Origin of the sequence: Pseudooceanicola endophyticus, assembly GCF_018760365.1 — a bacterium.
Taxonomy (GTDB): domain Bacteria; phylum Pseudomonadota; class Alphaproteobacteria; order Rhodobacterales; family Rhodobacteraceae; genus Pseudooceanicola; species Pseudooceanicola endophyticus.
In genome coordinates, this window is sequence record NZ_JAHIAB010000001.1 from 654,937 (window position 1) to 673,702 (window position 18,766).

Annotated in this window: 14 protein-coding genes; 9 read left to right on the plus strand and 5 right to left on the minus strand. The window is 67.1% G+C overall.

What is annotated here, in order from left to right:
* Positions 1–25: 25 nt before the first annotated feature.
* From cydC to KM176_RS03220, 4 genes are read right to left on the minus strand one after another with little or no spacing between them, the layout of a single operon-like run.
* The gene (gene cydC / locus KM176_RS03205) at positions 26–1,675 is read right to left on the minus strand and encodes a thiol reductant ABC exporter subunit CydC (protein WP_160896340.1); all 1,650 of its coding nucleotides are present in this window, start codon (positions 1,673–1,675) and stop codon (positions 26–28) included.
* On the minus strand, positions 1,672–3,357 hold the full coding sequence (gene cydD, locus KM176_RS03210; protein WP_160896339.1) for a thiol reductant ABC exporter subunit CydD: 1,686 nt from the start codon (positions 3,355–3,357) through the stop codon (positions 1,672–1,674). The genes cydC and cydD overlap by 4 nt, the downstream gene beginning before the upstream one ends.
* A gap of 15 nt (positions 3,358–3,372) precedes the next feature.
* Positions 3,373–4,422, minus strand: a complete 1,050-nt coding sequence (locus tag KM176_RS03215) for a cytochrome d ubiquinol oxidase subunit II (RefSeq protein WP_202398010.1) — start codon at positions 4,420–4,422, stop codon at positions 3,373–3,375.
* A 17-nt stretch (positions 4,423–4,439) separates the two neighbouring features.
* A complete protein-coding gene (locus KM176_RS03220; protein WP_160896338.1) occupies positions 4,440–5,882 on the minus strand; it encodes a cytochrome ubiquinol oxidase subunit I in 1,443 nt (480 codons plus the stop codon).
* Between the two features lie 365 nt (positions 5,883–6,247).
* On the opposite strand from KM176_RS03220, the gene gph reads away from it, so the two are divergent.
* The 3 genes from gph (at position 6,248) to glpK (ending at position 10,029) form a co-directional block, all read left to right on the plus strand.
* Positions 6,248–6,892, plus strand: coding sequence for a phosphoglycolate phosphatase (gph, locus tag KM176_RS03225; protein ID WP_160896337.1), 645 nt, complete (start codon positions 6,248–6,250; stop codon positions 6,890–6,892).
* A 70-nt stretch (positions 6,893–6,962) separates the two neighbouring features.
* The gene (gene glpD, locus KM176_RS03230; RefSeq protein ID WP_160896336.1) at positions 6,963–8,519 is read left to right on the plus strand and encodes a glycerol-3-phosphate dehydrogenase; all 1,557 of its coding nucleotides are present in this window, start codon (positions 6,963–6,965) and stop codon (positions 8,517–8,519) included.
* Between the two features lie 25 nt (positions 8,520–8,544).
* Complete coding sequence (gene glpK / locus KM176_RS03235) at positions 8,545–10,029, plus strand: glycerol kinase GlpK (RefSeq protein WP_160896335.1); 1,485 nt, start codon at positions 8,545–8,547, stop codon at positions 10,027–10,029.
* On the opposite strand, the gene KM176_RS03240 is transcribed toward glpK, so the two are convergent.
* On the minus strand, positions 10,026–10,943 hold the full coding sequence (locus KM176_RS03240) for a LysR family transcriptional regulator (RefSeq protein WP_160896334.1): 918 nt from the start codon (positions 10,941–10,943) through the stop codon (positions 10,026–10,028). The two genes, glpK and KM176_RS03240, sit on opposite strands and share 4 nt — an antisense overlap.
* Before the next feature lie 155 nt (positions 10,944–11,098).
* Here KM176_RS03240 and chvE point away from each other — a divergent pair, with 155 nt between their 5' ends.
* The 6 genes from chvE (at position 11,099) to KM176_RS03270 (ending at position 18,758) form a co-directional block, all read left to right on the plus strand.
* A complete protein-coding gene (gene chvE / locus KM176_RS03245) occupies positions 11,099–12,157 on the plus strand; it encodes a multiple monosaccharide ABC transporter substrate-binding protein (protein ID WP_160896333.1) in 1,059 nt (352 codons plus the stop codon).
* Between the two features lie 104 nt (positions 12,158–12,261).
* Entirely contained in the window at positions 12,262–13,791 is a 1,530-nt protein-coding gene (gene mmsA / locus KM176_RS03250) for a multiple monosaccharide ABC transporter ATP-binding protein (protein ID WP_160896332.1), read from the plus strand.
* Positions 13,792–13,803: 12 nt separating this feature from the next.
* Positions 13,804–15,000 carry a multiple monosaccharide ABC transporter permease gene (gene mmsB / locus KM176_RS03255; protein ID WP_160896331.1) on the plus strand — a complete coding sequence of 399 codons (1,197 nt, stop codon included), beginning with the start codon at positions 13,804–13,806 and terminating at the stop codon, positions 14,998–15,000.
* Between the two features lie 141 nt (positions 15,001–15,141).
* The gene (gene araD / locus KM176_RS03260; RefSeq protein ID WP_160896330.1) at positions 15,142–16,887 is read left to right on the plus strand and encodes an L-arabinonate dehydratase; all 1,746 of its coding nucleotides are present in this window, start codon (positions 15,142–15,144) and stop codon (positions 16,885–16,887) included.
* Entirely contained in the window at positions 16,887–17,810 is a 924-nt protein-coding gene (locus KM176_RS03265) for a Gfo/Idh/MocA family protein (RefSeq protein WP_160896329.1), read from the plus strand. Before araD ends, KM176_RS03265 begins: the two co-directional genes overlap by 1 nt.
* Positions 17,811–17,840: 30 nt before the next feature.
* Positions 17,841–18,758: a dihydrodipicolinate synthase family protein gene (locus KM176_RS03270; protein WP_160896328.1), complete on the plus strand. Its 918-nt coding sequence runs from the start codon at positions 17,841–17,843 to the stop codon at positions 18,756–18,758.
* Positions 18,759–18,766: the final 8 nt, after the last annotated feature.

Genomic DNA, 18,766 nt, shown 5'->3' on the forward strand with positions numbered 1-18,766 from the left:
GGCACTGCGCTGTCGCCGGGGCGCGTCATGCGCGGGCACCACCGATCACGACCTGACGGTCGGCCAGCGCCAGGGCCTGCGGGCGGTGGGTGACCAGCAGCACCGTGCGCCCCCGGATCAGCGTCGCCAGCGCCGCGATGACCTGCGCCTCGGTGGCACTGTCGAGGCCCTCTGTCGGCTCATCCAGCAGCAGTACCGGCGCATCGACCAGCAGCGCCCGCGCGATGCCCAGCCGGCGGGCCTGCCCGCCCGACAGCCGCGTGCCCAGCTCGCCCAGTCGGGTCTTCAGACCCTCGGGCATGGCGCGGATCTCGGCGGCCAGCTGGGCCTGCTCCAGCACCTGCCAGAGGCGGTCCTCGTCGGCATCGGGACGCGCCAGGCGCAGGTTCTCGGCGATGGTGGCGTTGAACAGCTGCACCTGCTGCTCGACCACGGCGATGCGTTGGCGCAGCGTCGCATCGGCGATGCGGCGCAGGTCGGTGCCGCCCAGGCTGACAAAGCCGCGATCAGGATCGTGGAAGCGTTGCAGCAGAGCAAGAACCGTGCTTTTGCCCGCGCCGGTGGGGCCGGTCAGCGCCAGGCAGCGGCCCTCTTGCAGGGTCAGATCGAACCCGTCCAGAACCGGGCTGCCACCGTCATAGGCAAAATGCACATCTTCAAAGCGGACCGCATTGCCCCGAGGGGTTTCGGGCATGGCGGGTTCGCTGACCGCCGGGGTCTGGTCGGTCAGCGCGAAGATCCGCCGCGCCGAAGCCAGCGTCGCATCCCAGGCCGCGAAGGCACCGGGCAGCGAGGACACCGCCTCAACGCTGGCCATGGCGCCCAGCACCAGCATGGCGAAGATCGGGCCGGAAACCTCTCCGGCGGCGGCGCCCGGCAGCAGGATCAGCGCTGCGCCCAGGGTCATCGCCTGGCCGACGCCGTTCGTGAGGGCCGTGCCCGCAGCGGCGGCCCAGGCCGGGCGGCGCTGCGCCGCGATCAGCCGCAGCGACAGGGCGCGCAGCCGGTCGATCTGGGCACCGGTCGCGTTCAGCACCCGCAGCTCCTCGAAGCCGCGGGTCAGATCGCCGGTGCCCGATTGCAGCTCGGCTCGGGCCGAGGACAGCGCGCTCCCCGCACCCAGCGTGGCGCGGCGCACCAGCAGCGGCACCGCGACCCCGGCCAGCAGCAGCCCCAGGGCCGTCATCACCGCCACACCGGGCGAGACCAGCGCGAAGGCCGCCACGATGATCACCGAGGAGATCAGCGCCGCCAGCCCCGGGCCCAGAATGCGCAGGTGGAAGGTGTCGAGCGCGTCGATGTCGCTGCGGATGCGCGCCAGCAGGTCCCCGTGGCGCAGGCCCTGAAGCCGCGCCGGGGCCAGCGGCACCAGCTTCTTGTAGAACCAGGGCCGCAGCCGGGCCAGCACCGCCAGCGTGGCATCATGGCTGACCAGCCGTTCAAGGTAGCGCGCGCCCGAACGCAGCAGCGCCAGCCCCCGGATCCCGGCGGCAGGGGTGAAGAATTCCAGCGTCATCTTGCCAAGGCCCGCCAGCGCCATGGCGGTGATGAACCAGCCCGACACCGCCATCAGCGCGACGTTGGACAGGATCACGATCACCGAGAGCAGCACGCCCAGGGCGATCTTCCAGCGCATCGGGTGGCACAGTCTGAGAAGGCGGCGAACTTCGGTCATGCGATCTCTCCCTCTGGGCGCTCCAGGCGGATCACCCGGTCGGCGCGGGCGGCGCAGTCGGCATCATGGGTGACGATCAGGCGGGCGGCCTGCGGGCAGGCGCGCAGCACCGATGTCATCACCGCCCCGGCCATGTCGCGATCCAGCGCGGCGGTGGGTTCGTCGAGGATCAGCAGCGCCGGATCCCCGACCAGCGCACGCGCCAGGGCGACGCGGCGGATCTGCCCGCCGGACAGGCCCGCGCCGGATTCACCCAGCGGTGTGTCGTAGCCCCTGGGCAGCGCGACGATGAAGTCATGGGCCTGCGCCTTGCGGGCGGCCTCTTCCAGGTCGTAGCGGCTGGCGCCGGGATGCCCCAGGGCGATGTTCTCGGCGATGGTGCCGGCGAACAGCGTCGGGCGCTGCGGCAGCCAGCCGATGCGGGCCTGCCAGTCGGCGGCGGCAAAGTCGGAAAGCGGGCGGCCATCAAGCAGGATCTGCCCCTGCTGCGGCGCAAGCAGGCCCAGCAGCAGGCGCACCATGGTGGTCTTGCCGGCGCCGCTGGGGCCCATCACGGCCAGGGTTTCGCCCCGGGCCAGATCGAAGCTGAGGTCGCGCAGCCCTTCCGAGCCCGCGTGGATGTAGCCAAGCCCCTGGACGCTGATCCTCTGCGGGGCGCCCGCGGGCAGGGCCGCGCCGGCGCGGGCCTCGGCCTCGGGCATCTGCATGATCGAGATCAGCCCCTCGGCGGCGCCGATGGCGGTCATGCGGGCATGGTAATGCTGGCCCATTTCGCGCAGCGGGCGGAAGAATTCCGGCGCGATCAGCAGCGCGAAGAGGCCGGGCAGGAAGGCGATTTCGCCGTAGTACAGGCGGAAGCCGACGTAGACGGCGACCATGGCCACCGCGATGGTGGCGAAGAATTCCAGCACCAGAGAGGACAGGAACGCCAGGCGCAGCACCTTCATGGTGGCGCTGCGATAGCCCTCGGACATGGCGGCGACCAGCGCGGCCTCGCGCTCGGCGGCGCCCAGCTGGCGCAGCGTCACGAGGCCCGACAGGCGGTCGAACAGATGTGCGCCCATCAGCAGCAGGCGCTGCCACTGACGACGGTTGAGCGCCTCGGCCCCCTTGCCGACGACGATCATGAAAATGGGAACGATGGGGGCACAGATCGCAAGGATCAGGCCGGTGACCCAGTCGAAGGGGAAGACGGCGGCCAGCACCAGCAGGGGCACCATGGCTCCGATGATCTTCTGCGGCAGATAGGCGGCAAAATAGTCCTGCACCGCCTCGACACCCTCGGAAAGGATGCCCGCCACCTCGCCCGAGGACCGGGCCTGCATCGCCACAGGCCCGGTCGACGCGATCCGCACCAGCACCGCCTCACGAAGTGCCTTCCTGATCTGCGCCCCGGCCTCGAAGGCCGTACCCTGCCGAAGCATGTCCGACAGTATTCTTCCCAGGATCGTCCCGACGAACAGGAGGATCGGGGTCGCGAGGTCCGAAACCCCGCTGCCCTGCAGAACGACCCCGGCAATGATGCGCGCCAGGGCCCAAGCCTGCAGGATGGTCAGGCCGGCCGAAAGGCCGGCCATGGTGATCGACAGGCCCAGCATCCGCCCCCCGTACCGGCGGTAGCCTCCGAGCCAGCGCTCGTCCTGCTTCGCTTCGGCACCATGGGGAGAGCGGATCTGGGTCATGTCGTTCGGCCTTCTTCAGTGCGCGTGGCTAACCAGCTTGGAAATCCGCGCGCGGAATACCCAGATCTGGTACCAGTTGTACATAACCATGACGGGCAGGAAGCCACCCATGGTCATCGTGAAGGTGATCAGCGACACCTGCGGGCTTGCGCCGTCGCGGATGCTCCAGGTGTGGGGCACCAGCCAGGGGTGCAGCGTGATCAGCATGCTCAGGCCCATGATCAGCAGCGCACCGCAGTACCACAGCACGGCGCTGACATCGTCGTCGCGCAGGGTGGCGCGGCGCACCTTGTCGATGCAGACCAGCGCCAGGATGCCGAAGATCGCCCAGATCCAGAAGAAGTGACCCAGCCACTTTTCACGGGCCCAGTCGAACTTGAACAGCGACCAGACCAGGGTGATCACGACCGACCCGATGGCCAGCCAGAAGATCGTCGCGGTCCAGCGGGCCGCGTCCTGGCGGATCGGCTCGTCCTTTTCGAAGCGGGCGCGGACGAAAAGCACGCCCGAGAGCAGCACGGCCACCACGGCGGCAATGCCGGTCCAGATCGAGAAGGCAGAGACGAAGTCGAAGGCAGAGCCGGCAAAGTGCGGAACCTGGCCCTCGACATGGGTCAGCTTGAAGCCCTGAAGCGAGGCGCCCACGCACATGCCGCCGAAGAAGGTGACGACAAGGCTGGAGATGCCGAAGACCCAGTCGCCGAAGCACTGCCACTTCGCGGAGGCAAGGTGACGGAACTCAAGCGTCACCGCCCGCGCCATCACCCCCCAGAGCACGAAGGCCAGGGGCACCATCAGATAGTGGAAGGCAGAGCCGTAGACGAAGGGGAAGGTCCCGAAGAGGATCCCCCCGGCCACGATCAGCCAGGTTTCGTTGGCGTCCCAGGTGCCGGCCATGGCCGCCATGATGGCGCCGCGTTCCTCGTGGTCGCCCACGAAGAGGCCGAAGATCCCGGCGCCGAGGTCGGCGCCGTCAAGTGCGATGTAGAGCAGTACGGCGACGCCGAGCGCCAGCCACCAGGCATTCGCCAGGAAATACTGCATGTCGTCCAGATGGTTTGTCATTTGGTCGCTCTCCTGGCTCAGATCGGGCGGACGTATTCGGGGTGATCGGCCTTGCCGGCTTCCGGCAGGTCCAGTTCGCCCAGGTGTTCATGCCCTTCCCCGGCCACGGGGCTGGTCAGGTCGGGACCCATGCGGCAGACCTTCAGCAGGAACCAGATGGTGCCCAGGACCACGGCGGTCTCGAAGACGGCGAAGCCGATCAGCCAGAAGGTGGCCAGCGCCGTGGACATGTGGCTCATGCCGTCCTTGACGGTCATCATGCCGTAGACGATCCAGGGCTGACGGCCGATCTCGCGCGTCCACCAGCCGGCAATGACGGCGATGTAGGGCAGCGCGACGGCGGCGGTGCAGGCCATCAGGAACAGGCGTTGCTGAGAGGCCAGGCGCTCGGTCAGCTGACCGCGGTAGCGCAGCCAGCAGCCCCAGAGACCCAGCAGCAGCAGTGCGCCACCGATCGCCGCCATGACGCGGAACGAATAGAAGGGCAGCACGACGGGGGGCTGTTCATCTTTCGGGAAGCTGTTCAGGCCCTCGACGGCGCCGTTCCAGGTCTTCGTTTCGATCAGCGACAGGGCGTGGGGGATCTTGATCGACCAGGCAAGGCCCGTGCCTTCCTTGTTCGGCCAGCCGATGATGTTCCACGCGTTGTTGACGTTGCCGTCCTTGTCGTAGGTGTCGTACTGGCCTTCCATGGCGGCCAGGGCGGCCGGCTTGTTGTCCAGGACGTTTTCACCCAGCACGTCGCCCATGTAGACCTGAACCGCCGCAACGACCGCCAGAGCCACCAGGGCGTATTTCAGCGGGCGCAGGAACAGATCGACGTTGCGCCGCTTCAGCACGAACCAGGCGCAGACGGCGACCACGAAGGTCAGCGACAGCTCCACGGCGGCCAGCAGCATGTGCGGGAAGGCGGCGAAGACGTTGGGGTTGAACAGCGCGGCCAGCCAGTTGGTCACCTCGAAGATGCCATCCTTGAACTCGACCCCGGTGGGCGTCTGCATCCAGCTGTTTGCGACAAGGATCCACATCGCCGACAGCGTCGAGGACAGCGCGACGTTGAAGGTGGCGAAGAGGTGCATCTTGCGGCTGATCTTGCCCCAGCCGAAGATCATCAGGCCGATGAAGCCCGCTTCGTACATGAAGGCGGTGATCGTCTCGTAGCCCAGAACCTGGCCGAAGAACGGGCCGGCGGCCTGGGAGAAGGGACCGTAGAGAATTCCGAAGGCCATCTCCATGGTGACGCCCGTTGCCACGCCTGCGCCGAAGTTCACGATGAACAGCTTCTCGAAGAAGCGGCAGAGGCGGTACCAGCGTTCGTCCTGCGTCTTCACCCAGAGGGCTTCGGACACGAAGAGGATGATCGCCAGGCCGATGGTCAGCGGGGGGAACAGGATATGCACAGACGAGATCAGGGCGAAGTCTATCCGCGAGATCAGGGTGCTCAGTGTGTCGGGCGGCATGCCAGACCTCCTTTGCATCGGCGGAGCAAGCGCCCTCCGGGGCCGCCAGAGGGCGGAATTGCAAGGGGGATCCGAGGAGATCGCGACCGCAAAGGGGGACGACCAGCACCACCAGGGTTGCTGTCGGGCGGTTGGTAGGAGCCTCCTCCGCGCGGACACATTGGACAAATTGTCCAATGCGAGATGTATCTTTTGACCAAGGGGAAACCTTGGTATGCAGGGTTTCGGGAAAATAGGAGATTTTTCAACTTTTCCCGGACAGCCTTGCACGAGGCGGATGGCGGGGTTGTCTTTTCGCACCCCCTGCGACCGGTCTAGGATGGCCCGGCGGGCCGCTGCGCCCCTCCCCTCCCGAAGGAAAGACCATGGCCCGAATCGTCTTCGACCTCGACGGCACGCTGATCGACAGCGCCCCCGACATCCGCGAGGCCGCCAATGGCCTGCTGGAGGACGAGGGGCTGCCGCCGCTCTCGATCTCCGAGACGCGCCGCTTCATCGGCGAGGGCAGCCCGACCTTCGTGCGCCTGATGATGGCCGCCCGCGACATCGAACCGGACCGCCATGCGCCGCTGCTGGCGCAGTTCCTGGACCGGCTGAAGGGCGCGGTGGCGCTGACCCGGGTCTATCCCGGTGCCAAGGCCGCGCTGGACGCGCTGGCGCAGGCCGGGCACAGCCTGGCGATCTGCACCAACAAGCCCGAGGCCCCGGCCCGCGCCGTGCTGGACCATCTGGGCCTGCTGCCCCGCTTTGCCGAGGTGCTGGGCGGCGACTCCCTGCCCCAGCGCAAGCCCGCCCCCGAACCGCTGCTGGCGGTGCTGGACCGCCTGCCCGCCGGCCCCGCGATCTACATCGGCGACAGCGAGGTCGACGCCGCCACCGCCGAGGCCGCCGGCGTGCCTTTCCTGCTGTTCACCGAAGGCTACCGAAAGGGCGCCGTGCACGACATGCGCTGGCAGGCCACCTTCGCCGATCACGCCCGGCTTCCCGAGCTGATCGCGGCCCTGGTCTGAGGTCCAAGCTTTGACATTCCGGGCCGGGACCTGTTTCCTGCCGCCGACCCCCGGCCCGGAAGGATGACCCATGGCGACCCCTGGTGAACGGCACGACTTCGACCTCTTCATCATCGGGGGCGGCGTGAACGGCTGCGGCATTGCCCGCGACGCGGCGGGGCGCGGGCTGCGCACCGGCCTGGCCGAGATGGGCGATATCGGCGGCGCCACCTCCTCGGCCTCGACCAAGCTGTTCCACGGCGGGCTGCGCTACCTGGAATACTGGGAGGTCCGGCTGGTGCGGGAATCCCTGATGGAGCGTACCCGGCTGCTGAAGGCGATGCCGCATATCTCATGGCCGATGCGCTTCGTGCTGCCGCTGCACCAGGAGATGCGCTTTGAAGGCAATACGCCCACCTCGCGGCTGCTCAGCACGGTGATGCCCTGGATGAAGGGCCGCCGCCCGGCCTGGCTGATCCGGCTGGGGCTGGCGATCTACGACCGGCTGGGCGATCGCGGCCCCCTGCCCGGCACCACCAGCCTGTCGCTGCCCGGCACCCCCGAGGGCGCCGGGCTGAAACCCGGCTTCACCCGCGCCTTCGAATATTCCGACGCCTGGGTGCAGGACGCCCGCCTGACGGTGCTGAACGCCCGCGACGCCGAGGCCCGCGGCGCCACCATCCTGCCGCGCACCCGCGTCACCGGGGCCGAGCGCAGCGCAGAGGGCTGGTCGATCACCCTCTCGGACGGGCGGCAGGTGACGGCCCGGCTGCTGGTCAATGCCGCCGGCCCCTGGGTCGGAGAGATCCTGCACGACACGCTGCGTCTGAACACCCGCGAAAATGTCCGCCTGGTGCGCGGCAGCCATATCGTCACCCGGCGGCTTTTCGACCACGACAAGTGCTACTTCTTCCAGGGCACCGACGGGCGGATCATCTTCGCCATCCCCTACGAGGACGACTTCACCCTGATCGGCACCACCGATGTCGACCATCCCGATCCCGACCAGCGCCCCGAAGCCTCGGAAGAGGAAATTGCCTACCTGATCCGCTTTGCCAACGACTACCTTGCCCGGCCCATCGGGCGGCAGGACGTGGTCTGGACCTATTCCGGGGTGCGGCCGCTTTATGACGATGGCGCCGCCAGCGCCTCGGCGGCGACGCGGGACTACGTGCTGAAGCTTGAGGAAGGCGCGGCACCGCTGCTGTCGGTCTTCGGCGGCAAGATCACCACCTACCGGCGCCTGGCCGAGCACGCGATGCAAAAGATCGCCCCCGCGCTTGGGGAAAGGGATGCGCCCTGGACCGCCGGCGTCCCCCTGCCCGGCGGCGACTTCCCCGTCGAGGAAACCGCGCAGCGGATCGCGGCGCTGTGCCAGACCTATCCGTTCCTCGGCATGAAGCAGGCCCGCCGGATGTTCCGCCATTACGGCACCGAGGCCGCGCAGATCCTGGGCGACGCGACCCGCTGGGAGGACCTGGGCACCGATTTCGGCGCCGGGCTGAGCGAGGCCGAGCTGCGCTGGCTGATGAGCCGGGAATATGCCCGCACCGCCGAAGACGTGCTGTGGCGGCGCACCAAGCTGGGGCTCAGGCTGGACGCGGCGCAGGTCGCCGCACTGGAAGACTGGATGGCGCGGGCCACGTAAGCCATCGAAGGGAGGAGACCACCCCATGACCCATATCCTTGCCATCGACCAGGGCACCACATCCAGCCGGGCGATCCTGTTCGACGCACAGATGCAGATCGCCGGCTCTGCCCAGCAGGAATTCCCGCAGCATTTCCCGCGCTCGGGCTGGGTGGAACATGACCCCGCCGACATCTGGTCCTCGACCGCCGCGACCTGCCGCGCCGCGATCGAGAAGGCCGGCCTGCGCGCCAGCCAGATCAGCGCCATCGGCATCACCAACCAGCGCGAGACCGTCGTGCTCTGGGACCGGGAGACCGGCAAGCCGCTTTACAACGCCATCGTCTGGCAGGACCGGCGCACCGCCGCCCTGTGCCACGACCTGCGCGAGGCCGGCCACGAGGAGCGCGTGACCGAGATCACCGGCCTGCTGCTGGATCCCTACTTCTCCGGGACCAAGCTGAAGTGGCTGCTGGACACGGTCGAGGGCGCCCGCGAACGCGCCGCCGACGGCCACCTGGCCTTCGGCACCGTCGACAGCTACCTGATCTGGAAGCTGACCGGGGGCGCGACCCATGTCACCGACATCACCAATGCCGCGCGCACCATGCTCTGCGACATCCGCACCGGCGACTGGTCGGAAGAGATGTGCGCCCTGCTCGACATCCCGATGAACCTCCTGCCCGAGATCCGCGACTGCGCCGATGATTTCGGCGTCACCCGGCCGGATCTTTTCGGGCGCGAGATCCCGATCCTGGGCGTGGCGGGCGACCAGCAGGCGGCGACCATCGGCCAGGCCTGCTTTGAACCCGGGATGCTGAAAAGCACCTATGGCACCGGCTGTTTCGCGCTGCTCAACACCGGCGACACACCCGTGCGGTCGAACAACCGGCTGCTGACCACCATCGCCTACCGGCTGGACGGCCGGACCTCCTATGCGCTTGAGGGCTCGATCTTCGTGGCGGGCGCCGTGGTACAGTGGCTGCGCGACGGCATGGGGCTGATCCGCAAGGCCGGCGACAGCCAGCGCCTGGCCGAGGCCGCCGATCCCGAACAGCAGCTGATGCTGGTGCCCGCCTTCACCGGCCTGGGCGCGCCCTACTGGAACCCCGAGTGCCGCGGCGCCGTTTTCGGGCTGACCCGCAATTCCGGACCCGCGGAATTCGCCCGTGCCGCCCTGCAATCGGTGGGTTTCCAGACCCGCGACCTGCTGGAGGCGATGCATGCCGACTGGAGCGGCGGCGAAACCCAGGCGCTGCGCGTCGATGGCGGCATGAGCGCCTCGGACTGGACGATGCAGTTCCTGGCCGATGTCACCGGCGCCCCCGTCGACCGCCCCGCCATGGTGGAAACCACGGCCCTTGGCGCCGCCTGGCTGGCCGGGCACCGCGCCGGGCTTTATCCCGACCAGGCGGGCTTTGCCCGCGCCTGGGCGCTGGAGCGCACCTTCACCCCCGCGATGCCCGCCGCACAGGCACAGGCGCTCTATGATCGCTGGAAACGCGCCGTGGCGGCGGCCCAGGCCTACTAGATCCGCCGCAGCACCTCTTCCAGCACCGTCTGGGCGGCGCGCGGCAGCTGCTTGCCCCGGTTGGTGATCACGAAATAGGGCGAGACGGTGAACCGGCTGGCGACGTTCAGCGTCACCAGCCGGGCGCCCAGCTCGGGGCCGGTCAGGATCTCGGCCACCTCGCTGGACTGCGGCGCGATCACCTCGGCGCTGGCCAGCAGCGCCAGCACCACCAGCAGCGAGGAGGAGTTGTAGATGTTGCGCGGCACCTCCACCCCCTCGGCGACAAAGCCGTCCTCGACCGCGCGCCGGATCGGAGAGCCGCGCTCCTGCACCACCCAGGGGTAGTGGCGCAGCGCCTCCAGCGGCACCTCGGCACGGCCCGCCAGCGGATGGCTGTCGCGCACCAGAAGCGAGACATCCTCGGAGCGGGCGGGATAAAGATGCAGGTCGCGCCGGTCATGTTCGGGCGGCAGGCGCGCGACGATGAAGTCGAAGCGCCCCTCCTGGAGCCCGCGCACCAGCTGCACCGAGGGGCTGACCTCGATCGTGGCCTCGATGCGGGGTGATTGCTCCTTCACGTATTGCAGCGCCGGCATCAGGAATCCCATTGCCGGGCCCGTCACCGCGCCCACCCGGACCTCGCCCATCTGGCCGCTGTTGAGGCTTTCGACCTCGGATTGCAGGCTCTCCATTTCCCAAAGGATAACACGGACATGGCGCAGGAAGGCCTCTCCCAGCGGGGTCGGTTCCATCCAGCGGGGATGCCGGATGAACAGCGGCGCGCCGGTCTCCTGCTCGATGTCGGCCAGCATCCGGCTGGCGGCGGGCTGCGACATCGCAAGTGCCTCGGCCGCAAGCTGCAATTTCTGCCGGCGTGCGATCTCTGCCACCAGGCGCAGATGCGTCGGCTTCAGGCGGCGAAACAGGTCCATGGCTCCTCCCTCATACCAGTTTCGGTATATATTTCACCGTAAATAGCATTTTACAGATATGGAAGCGCGGTTTACCCACACTGTTGGTTGAGGAGACAACCAGGGAAACGCCCGTACGGCAAAGGAGAGCTGTCCGGGTTTCAGTGGAGGAGATCATGATCTTCAAGAAATTCGCGGCCCTTGCGGCCGCCTCTCTCATGCTGGCCGCAGGGTCCGCTCAGGCCGATGGTCTCGTGGGCATCGCGATGCCGACCAAATCCTCGGCGCGCTGGATCTCGGACGGGGATTCCATGGTGAAGCAGCTGAAGGCTGCGGGCTACGACACCATCCTGCAATATGCCGAGGACGACATTCCGAACCAGGTCGCCCAGATCGAGAACATGATCACCCGCGGCGTCAACGTGCTGGTGATTGCCGCCATCGACGGCACCACCCTGTCGAACGCGCTGGAGAATGCCCATTACGCGGACATCCCCGTGATCGCCTATGACCGGCTGATCCGCGACAGCGACTATGTCAGCTATTACGCCACCTTCGACAACTTCAAGGTCGGAGTCGAACAGGCGACCTCTCTGGTGGACGGGCTGAAGGAACGCTTCCCCGATGCCAAGCCCTGGAACGTCGAACTGTTCGGCGGCAGCCCGGACGACAACAACGCCTACTTCTTCTACAACGGCGCCATGTCGGTCCTGCAGCCGCTGATCGACGACGGTTCGATCGACGTGGTGTCCGGCCAGGAAGGCATGGACAAGGTCGGCACGCTTCGCTGGGACGGCGCCGTCGCCCAGGCCCGCATGGATAACCTGCTGTCGGCCTATTACACCGACAAGCACGTCAACGGCGTGCTCTCGCCCTACGACGGGCTGTCGATCGGCATCCTGAGCTCGCTCAAGGGGGTCGGCTACGGCTCGGGCGACACGCCCATGCCCATCGTCACCGGCCAGGACGCCGAGATCCCCTCGATCAAGTCGATCATCGCGGGCGAACAGTACTCCACCGTGTTCAAGGACACCCGGGAGCTGGCCGGCGTTGCCGTCAACATGGTGAACGCGCTGATGCAGGGCAAGGAGCCCGAGATCAACGACACCACCACCTACGACAACGGCAAGAAGGTCGTTCCGGCCTACCTGCTGGAGCCCAAGCTGGTCGACAAGTCGAACTGGAAGGAACTGGTTGTCGACAGCGGCTACCACGACGCGTCGAACTTCCAGTGACGCCGCGCGCCGGGTGACCGGCCCGCGATGCGTCGCCCCGGGCCTGCCCGCGCCCCTTACGGGGGCAGGCCCACCCCATCCTCCTGATTTCGAGAGGCAAAGCCATGACTTCTTTGCTTGAAATGCGCTCCATCACCAAGGAATTCCCCGGGGTGAAGGCGCTCGACAACGTCAACCTGACGGTGGCCGAGGGCGAGATCCACGCGATCTGCGGCGAGAACGGCGCCGGGAAATCGACGCTGATGAAGGTGCTTTCCGGCGTCTACCCCGCCGGGACCTACGACGGCGAGATCCATTACGACGGCAAGCTGGCGCAGTTCGCCGGCATCAACGACAGCGAAGAGCTGGGCATCATCATCATCCACCAGGAACTTGCCCTGGTGCCGCTGCTGTCGATCGCCGAGAACATCTTCCTGGGCAACGAACGCGCCAGCCGCGGCGTCCTCGACTGGCGCGAGACCTTCCAGCGCACCGAGGGGCTGCTGAAGAAGGTCGGGCTGAAGGAAAGCCCCGGCACGCTGATCGACAGCCTGGGCGTCGGCAAGCAGCAGATGGTCGAGATCGCGAAGGCCCTGTCCAAGGACGTGCGGCTGCTGATCCTCGACGAACCCACCGCCGCGCTTTCGGAACACGACAGCCAGGCGCTGCTGGACCTGATGCTGGAGCTGAAGGCCCAGGGCGTCACCCAGATCATCATTTCCCACAAGCTCAACGAGGTGAAGCGCGTCGCCGACAGCGTGACGGTGATCCGCGACGGCTCGACCGTCAGCACCATGTCGGTGCACACCGACGAGATCACCGAGGACCGCATCGTGCGCGACATGGTGGGCCGCTCCATGTCGGACCGCTATCCGCCCCGCGTGCCCACCCCCGGCGCCCTGCTGATGGAGGTCGAGGGCTGGAACGTCTGGCACCCCGAGCACAAGGGCCGCCAGGTGATCCGCAACGCCAGCTTCAACGTCCGCGCCGGAGAGGTGGTGGGCATCGCCGGCCTGATGGGATCGGGCCGGACCGAGCTGGCGATGTCGATCTTCGGGCAAAGCTACGGCAAGAACATCTCGGGCACCGTGAAGATGCACGGCCAGCCCGTGGATACCTCCAGCGTGGGCCGCGCCATCGCCGCCGGGCTGGCCTATGTGACCGAGGACCGCAAGTCGCTTGGCCTGGTGCTGGAGGAAACCATCCAGAAGAACACCACCCTGGCCAACCTGCCCGGCGTGTCCAAGGCCGGCATCATCAACGAGGCCGAGGAAACCCGCGTCAGCGAGGAATACCGCCGCGCGATGAACATCCGCACCCCCTCGGTGTTCCAGAAGGTGATGAACCTTTCGGGCGGCAACCAGCAGAAGGTGGTGCTGTCGAAATGGCTGTTCTCGGGCCCCGAGGTGCTGATCCTCGACGAGCCCACGCGCGGCATCGACGTCGGCGCGAAATTCGAAATCTACGGGATCATCAACGACCTCGCGGCCCAGGGAAAGGGCGTGGTCATGATCTCGTCCGAAATGCCCGAGCTTCTGGGCATGTGCGACCGGATCTACGTCATGAACGAGGGCGCCCTGGTGGGCCAGCTGACCAAGGACGAGGCCAGCCAGGAACGGATCATGTCGATGATCGTGACGGAAGTCGTGGAATAGGGAGTGAGAGACTTGGAACTGGCAGAAAAGAACAATTCCGGCAGCGAAGGCCCCAAGCTTGGCGCTTATCTGGCCGGCCACCTGAGGGATTACGGCCTGCTGGTCGCCCTGATCGCGATCATGGTCTTCTTCCAGATCGTCACCAACGGCACGCTGCTGAAGCCGGTGAACATCACCAACCTGTTCCTGCAGAACAGCTACATCATCATCATGGCGCTCGGCATGCTGATCGTCATCGTGGCCGGCCATATCGACCTTTCGGTCGGCTCGGTCATGGGCTTCATCGGGGCGCTGGCGGCAGTGATGATGGTGAACTGGGGCTGGCCCGTGTGGCTGACCATCCCGGCCTGCCTGGTCGCGGGCATCGCCATCGGGGCCTGGCAGGGCTACTGGGTCGCCTACTGGAAGATCCCCGCCTTCATCGTCACCCTGGCGGGTATGCTGGTGTTCCGCGGCCTGTCGCTGTGGCTGCTGGAAGGCCAGTCCATCGGCCCCTTCGACCGCAGCTTCCAGGCGCTTTCGACCGGCTTCATCCCCGACCTCTTCGGCATCAACCGTCCCAACGGCACGGCGCTGGCCGCCGGCGTGATCGCGGTGATGCTGGTGATCTGGATGGGCCTGCGCAAGCGCGCCGCCAACCGCAAGTACGGCATGGATGACGAACCCGCGATGTTCTTCGCCGTGCGCACCCTCGTGATCTGCGGCGCCCTGTTCTACGTCATGTACAAGCTGGCGGGCTTCCGCGGCCTGCCCAACGTGATGATCTCGATGACCATCCTGACGGTGATCTACGCCTTCATCACGGAAAACACCGTGCTGGGCCGCCGGATCTACGCCCTGGGTGGCAACGAGAAGGCCGCAAAGCTCTCTGGCATCAAGACCGAGAAGCTGACCTTCCTGGCCTTCATCAACATGGGCCTGCTGGCCGCCCTTGCCGGGCTGATCTTCGCCGCCCGCCTGAACACTGCGACCCCCAAGGCCGGCTTCGGCTTCGAGCTGGACGTGATCGCGGCGGTCTTCATCGGCGGTGCGTCGATGTCGGGCGGCTCGGGCAAGATCATGGGCGCGGTCATCGGCGCCTTCATCATGGGCGTGCTCAACAACGGCATGTCGATCATGGGGATCGGCATCGACTACCAGCAGGTCATCAAGGGCCTGGTGCTGCTCGCCGCCGTGTTCTTCGACGTCTACCAGAAGAACAAGGGCTGAGGGTTCCTCCCGGCGGGCCTCCCTCCCCCGCCACCACCGGACCGGGCGGCGGCCTGACCGCCGTCCGGAACCCCGGCGCGACCGCGCGCCCCATCTGCCCCGGCGCCGCGCGCCTCTCGTCTCAGGACAAGGTTCAAGGAAATGACGTTCAAACCCGCTGAATGGCCCCGCAAGCTGCGCTCCCAGGAGTGGTACGGAGGCAACTCCCGCGACACGATCTACCACCGTGGCTGGCTGAAGAACCAGGGTTACCCGCATGACCTCTTCGACGGGCGCCCGATCATCGGGATCATGAATACCTGGTCCGACCTGACCCCCTGCAACGGCCACCTGCGCGAGCTGGCCGAGAAGGTTAAGGCCGGCATCTGGGAGGCCGGCGGCTTCCCGGTCGAGGTGCCGGTGTTCTCGGCCTCGGAAAACACCTTCCGGCCCACGGCGATGATGTTCCGCAACCTCGCCGCACTGTCGATCGAGGAACAGATGCGCGGCCAGCCGATCGACGGCTGCGTGCTGATGGTGGGTTGCGACAAGACCACGCCTTCGCTGCTGATGGCGGCGGCCTCCTGCGACCTGCCCTCCATCGTGGTGACCGGCGGGCCGATGCTGAACGGCTATTTCCGCGGCGAGCGTGTGGGATCGGGCACCCACCTGTGGAAATTCTCCGAGGACGTGAAGGCCGGCAAGATGACCCAGGAGGAATTCCTGGAGGCCGAACAGTCCATGTCGCGCTCCACCGGGACCTGCAACACCATGGGCACCGCCTCCACCATGGCCTCCATGGCCGAGGCGCTCGGCATGGCGCTGTCGGGCAATGCCGCGATCCCCGCGGTGGATTCCCGGCGCCGCGTCATGGCGCAGATGTCGGGCCGGCGCATCGTGCAGATGGTCAAGGACGACCTGAAGCCCTCGGACATCATGACCAAGCAGGCCTTCGAAAACGCCATCCGCACCAATGGCGCCATCGGCGGATCGACCAATGCGGTCATTCACCTGCTGGCCATTGCCGGGCGTCTCGACGGCGTGGATCTGACCCTGGACGACTGGGACCGCTGCGGGCGCGACGTGGCGACCATCGTGAACCTGATGCCCTCGGGCAAGTACCTGATGGAAGAGTTCTTCTATGCCGGCGGCCTGCCGGTGGTGCTGAAACGGCTGGGGGAATCCGGCCTGCTGCACAAGGACGCTCTGACGGTTTCGGGCGACACGATCTGGGACGAGGTCAAGGACGTCGTGAACTGGAACGAGGACGTCATCCTGCCGGCCGAGCGTCCGCTGCGCGACCATGGCGGCATCGCCGTGCTGAAGGGCAACCTGGCGCCGAACGGCGCGGTGCTGAAACCCTCGGCCGCCTCGCCGCACCTGATGCAGCACCGGGGCCGCGCCGTCGTCTTCGAGGATATCGACGACTACAAGGCCAAGATCGAGGACCCGGACCTCGACATCGACGAAACCTGCGTGATGGTGCTGAAGAACTGCGGGCCGAAGGGCTATCCCGGCATGTCCGAGGTCGGCAACATGGGCCTGCCGCCGAAGGTGCTGCAGAAGGGCATCACCGACATGGTGCGGATCTCGGATGCGCGGATGTCGGGCACGGCCTATGGCACCGTGGTGCTGCACACCTCGCCCGAGGCCGCCGCCGGGGGGCCGCTGGCGGTGGTGAAGAACGGCGACATGATCGAGCTGGACGTGGAGAACCGCCGCATCCACCTGGATATCCCGGATGCGGAACTGGCCGCGCGCCTCGCCGCCTGGGCCCCCACCCATGAAATCCCGCCCTCGGGCTATGCCTGGCTGCACCAGCAGCATGTGCAGGGCGCCGATACCGGGGCGGATCTGGACTTTCTCAAAGGGTGCCGGGGCTCCCCGGTCGGAAAGGACGCGCATTGATGGAGATCGCCCTCATCGGTATCGGCAAGATCGCCCTCGACCAGCATGTCCCGGCGATTGCCGCCTCTCCCGACTGGGAGCTTGCCGCCACCGTGTCGCGCGCCGGCACGGTGGAGGGCACCCCCGCCTTCACCGACTTCGACGAGCTGCTGGTGACGCGCCCCGACATCCGCGTGATCTCGCTCTGCCTGCCGCCGGTGCCGCGTTTCGACTATGCGTCGAAGGCGCTGGCCGCCGGGCGCCACGTGATGCTGGAAAAGCCCCCCGGCGCGACGCTGGCGGAATGCCATGCCCTGACCGAACTGGCGAAGCAGAACGGCGTGTCGCTTTACGCCACCTGGCATTCGCGCGAGGCCGACAAGGTCGCCGATGCCAAGGCCTGGCTGGCCTCCCGGGTGCTGAGATCGCTCACCGTCACCTGGAAGGAGGATGTCCGCCGCTGGCATCCCGGCCAGGACTGGATCTTCGAGGCCGGCGGCCTGGGCGTTTTTGACCCGGGCATCAACGCGCTTTCCATCGTGACCGAGATCCTGCGCGAAGAGATCCATGTACGCGACGCCACGCTGGTCTTCCCCGAGAACCGCCAGGCCCCGATCGCCGCCGAGGTCGCCTTCCATCATCCCCAGGCGCAGGTGCAGGCGACGCTCGATTTCCGCCAGGAGGGAGAGCAGACCTGGTCCATCGAGGCGGTGACCGACACCGGCACCCTGCTGCTGACCCATGGCGGCGCGCGGATGTTCATCGACGGCGTCGAACAGGGCGCCTCGCAGGACGGCCTCTCGGGGGAATACCCCAGGCTTTACGCGAAGATGGCGGCGCTGGTGCAGCGCGGCGGCCTCGACATGGACCTGCGGCCGATGACCCACGTCGCCGATGCCTTCCTTCTCGGGCGGAGAGAGACCACCGCCCCCTTCCATTTCTGACTGTCTGCAAAGACCGAAAGGACCGTTGCCGTGAAAACCCCTCTGACCGGGATCCTGCCTGTCGCCCCCACGCCCTTCAACGCCGATGGCACGCTGGATGTGCCGGGGATGCGCAATGTCATCGACTGCCTGATCGACCAGGGCGTCGATGCGATCTGCATCCTGGCGAACTACTCTGAACAGATGGTGCTGTCGGACGAGGAACGCGCGCTGATGACGCGCGTCAGCCTGGAACATTGCGCGGGCCGGGTGCCCGTGATCGTCACCATCAGCCATTTCAGCACCGACATCGTGGTGAAGCGCGCCATCGAGGCCCAGGCCCTCGGCGCCTCCATGGTGATGATGATGCCGCCCTACCACGGCGTCGGCATGGTTCCCGCCCCGGACACGATCTTTGAACATTTCGCCGCCGCCTCGGACGCGATCAGCATTCCGATCATGATCCAGGACGCGCCGCTGTCGGGCGTGACCCTGCCGGTGCCGCTGCTGGTGAAGATGGCGCAGGAGATCGAGAACGTCTCCTATTTCAAGATCGAGACGCCCTTTGCCGCCGACAAGCTGGCCGCGCTGATCGCGGCGGGCGGCGATCACATCGTCGGCCCCTTCGACGGCGAGGAGGCGGTGACGCTGCTGGCCGATCTGGATGCCGGCTGCACCGGCACCATGACCTCGGGGATGTTCCCCGAGATGATCCGCCCCATCGTGACCGAATACCTGGCGGGCAACCATGACGCGGCGCTGGCACAGTGGAAGCTGTGCATGCCGCTGATCAACCACGAGAACCGCCAGTGCGGGCTGCGCGCCTGCAAGACGGTCTATGCCGCCGGCGGCGTGATCGGTTCGGATTACGTGCGCCATCCGCTGAAACCGATGTCCCAGCGCACCAAGGACCGCCTGCTGCAACTCGCCGGCGATCTGGACCTGATCGCGCTTCGCTGGGGCAAGTAAGGGAGACA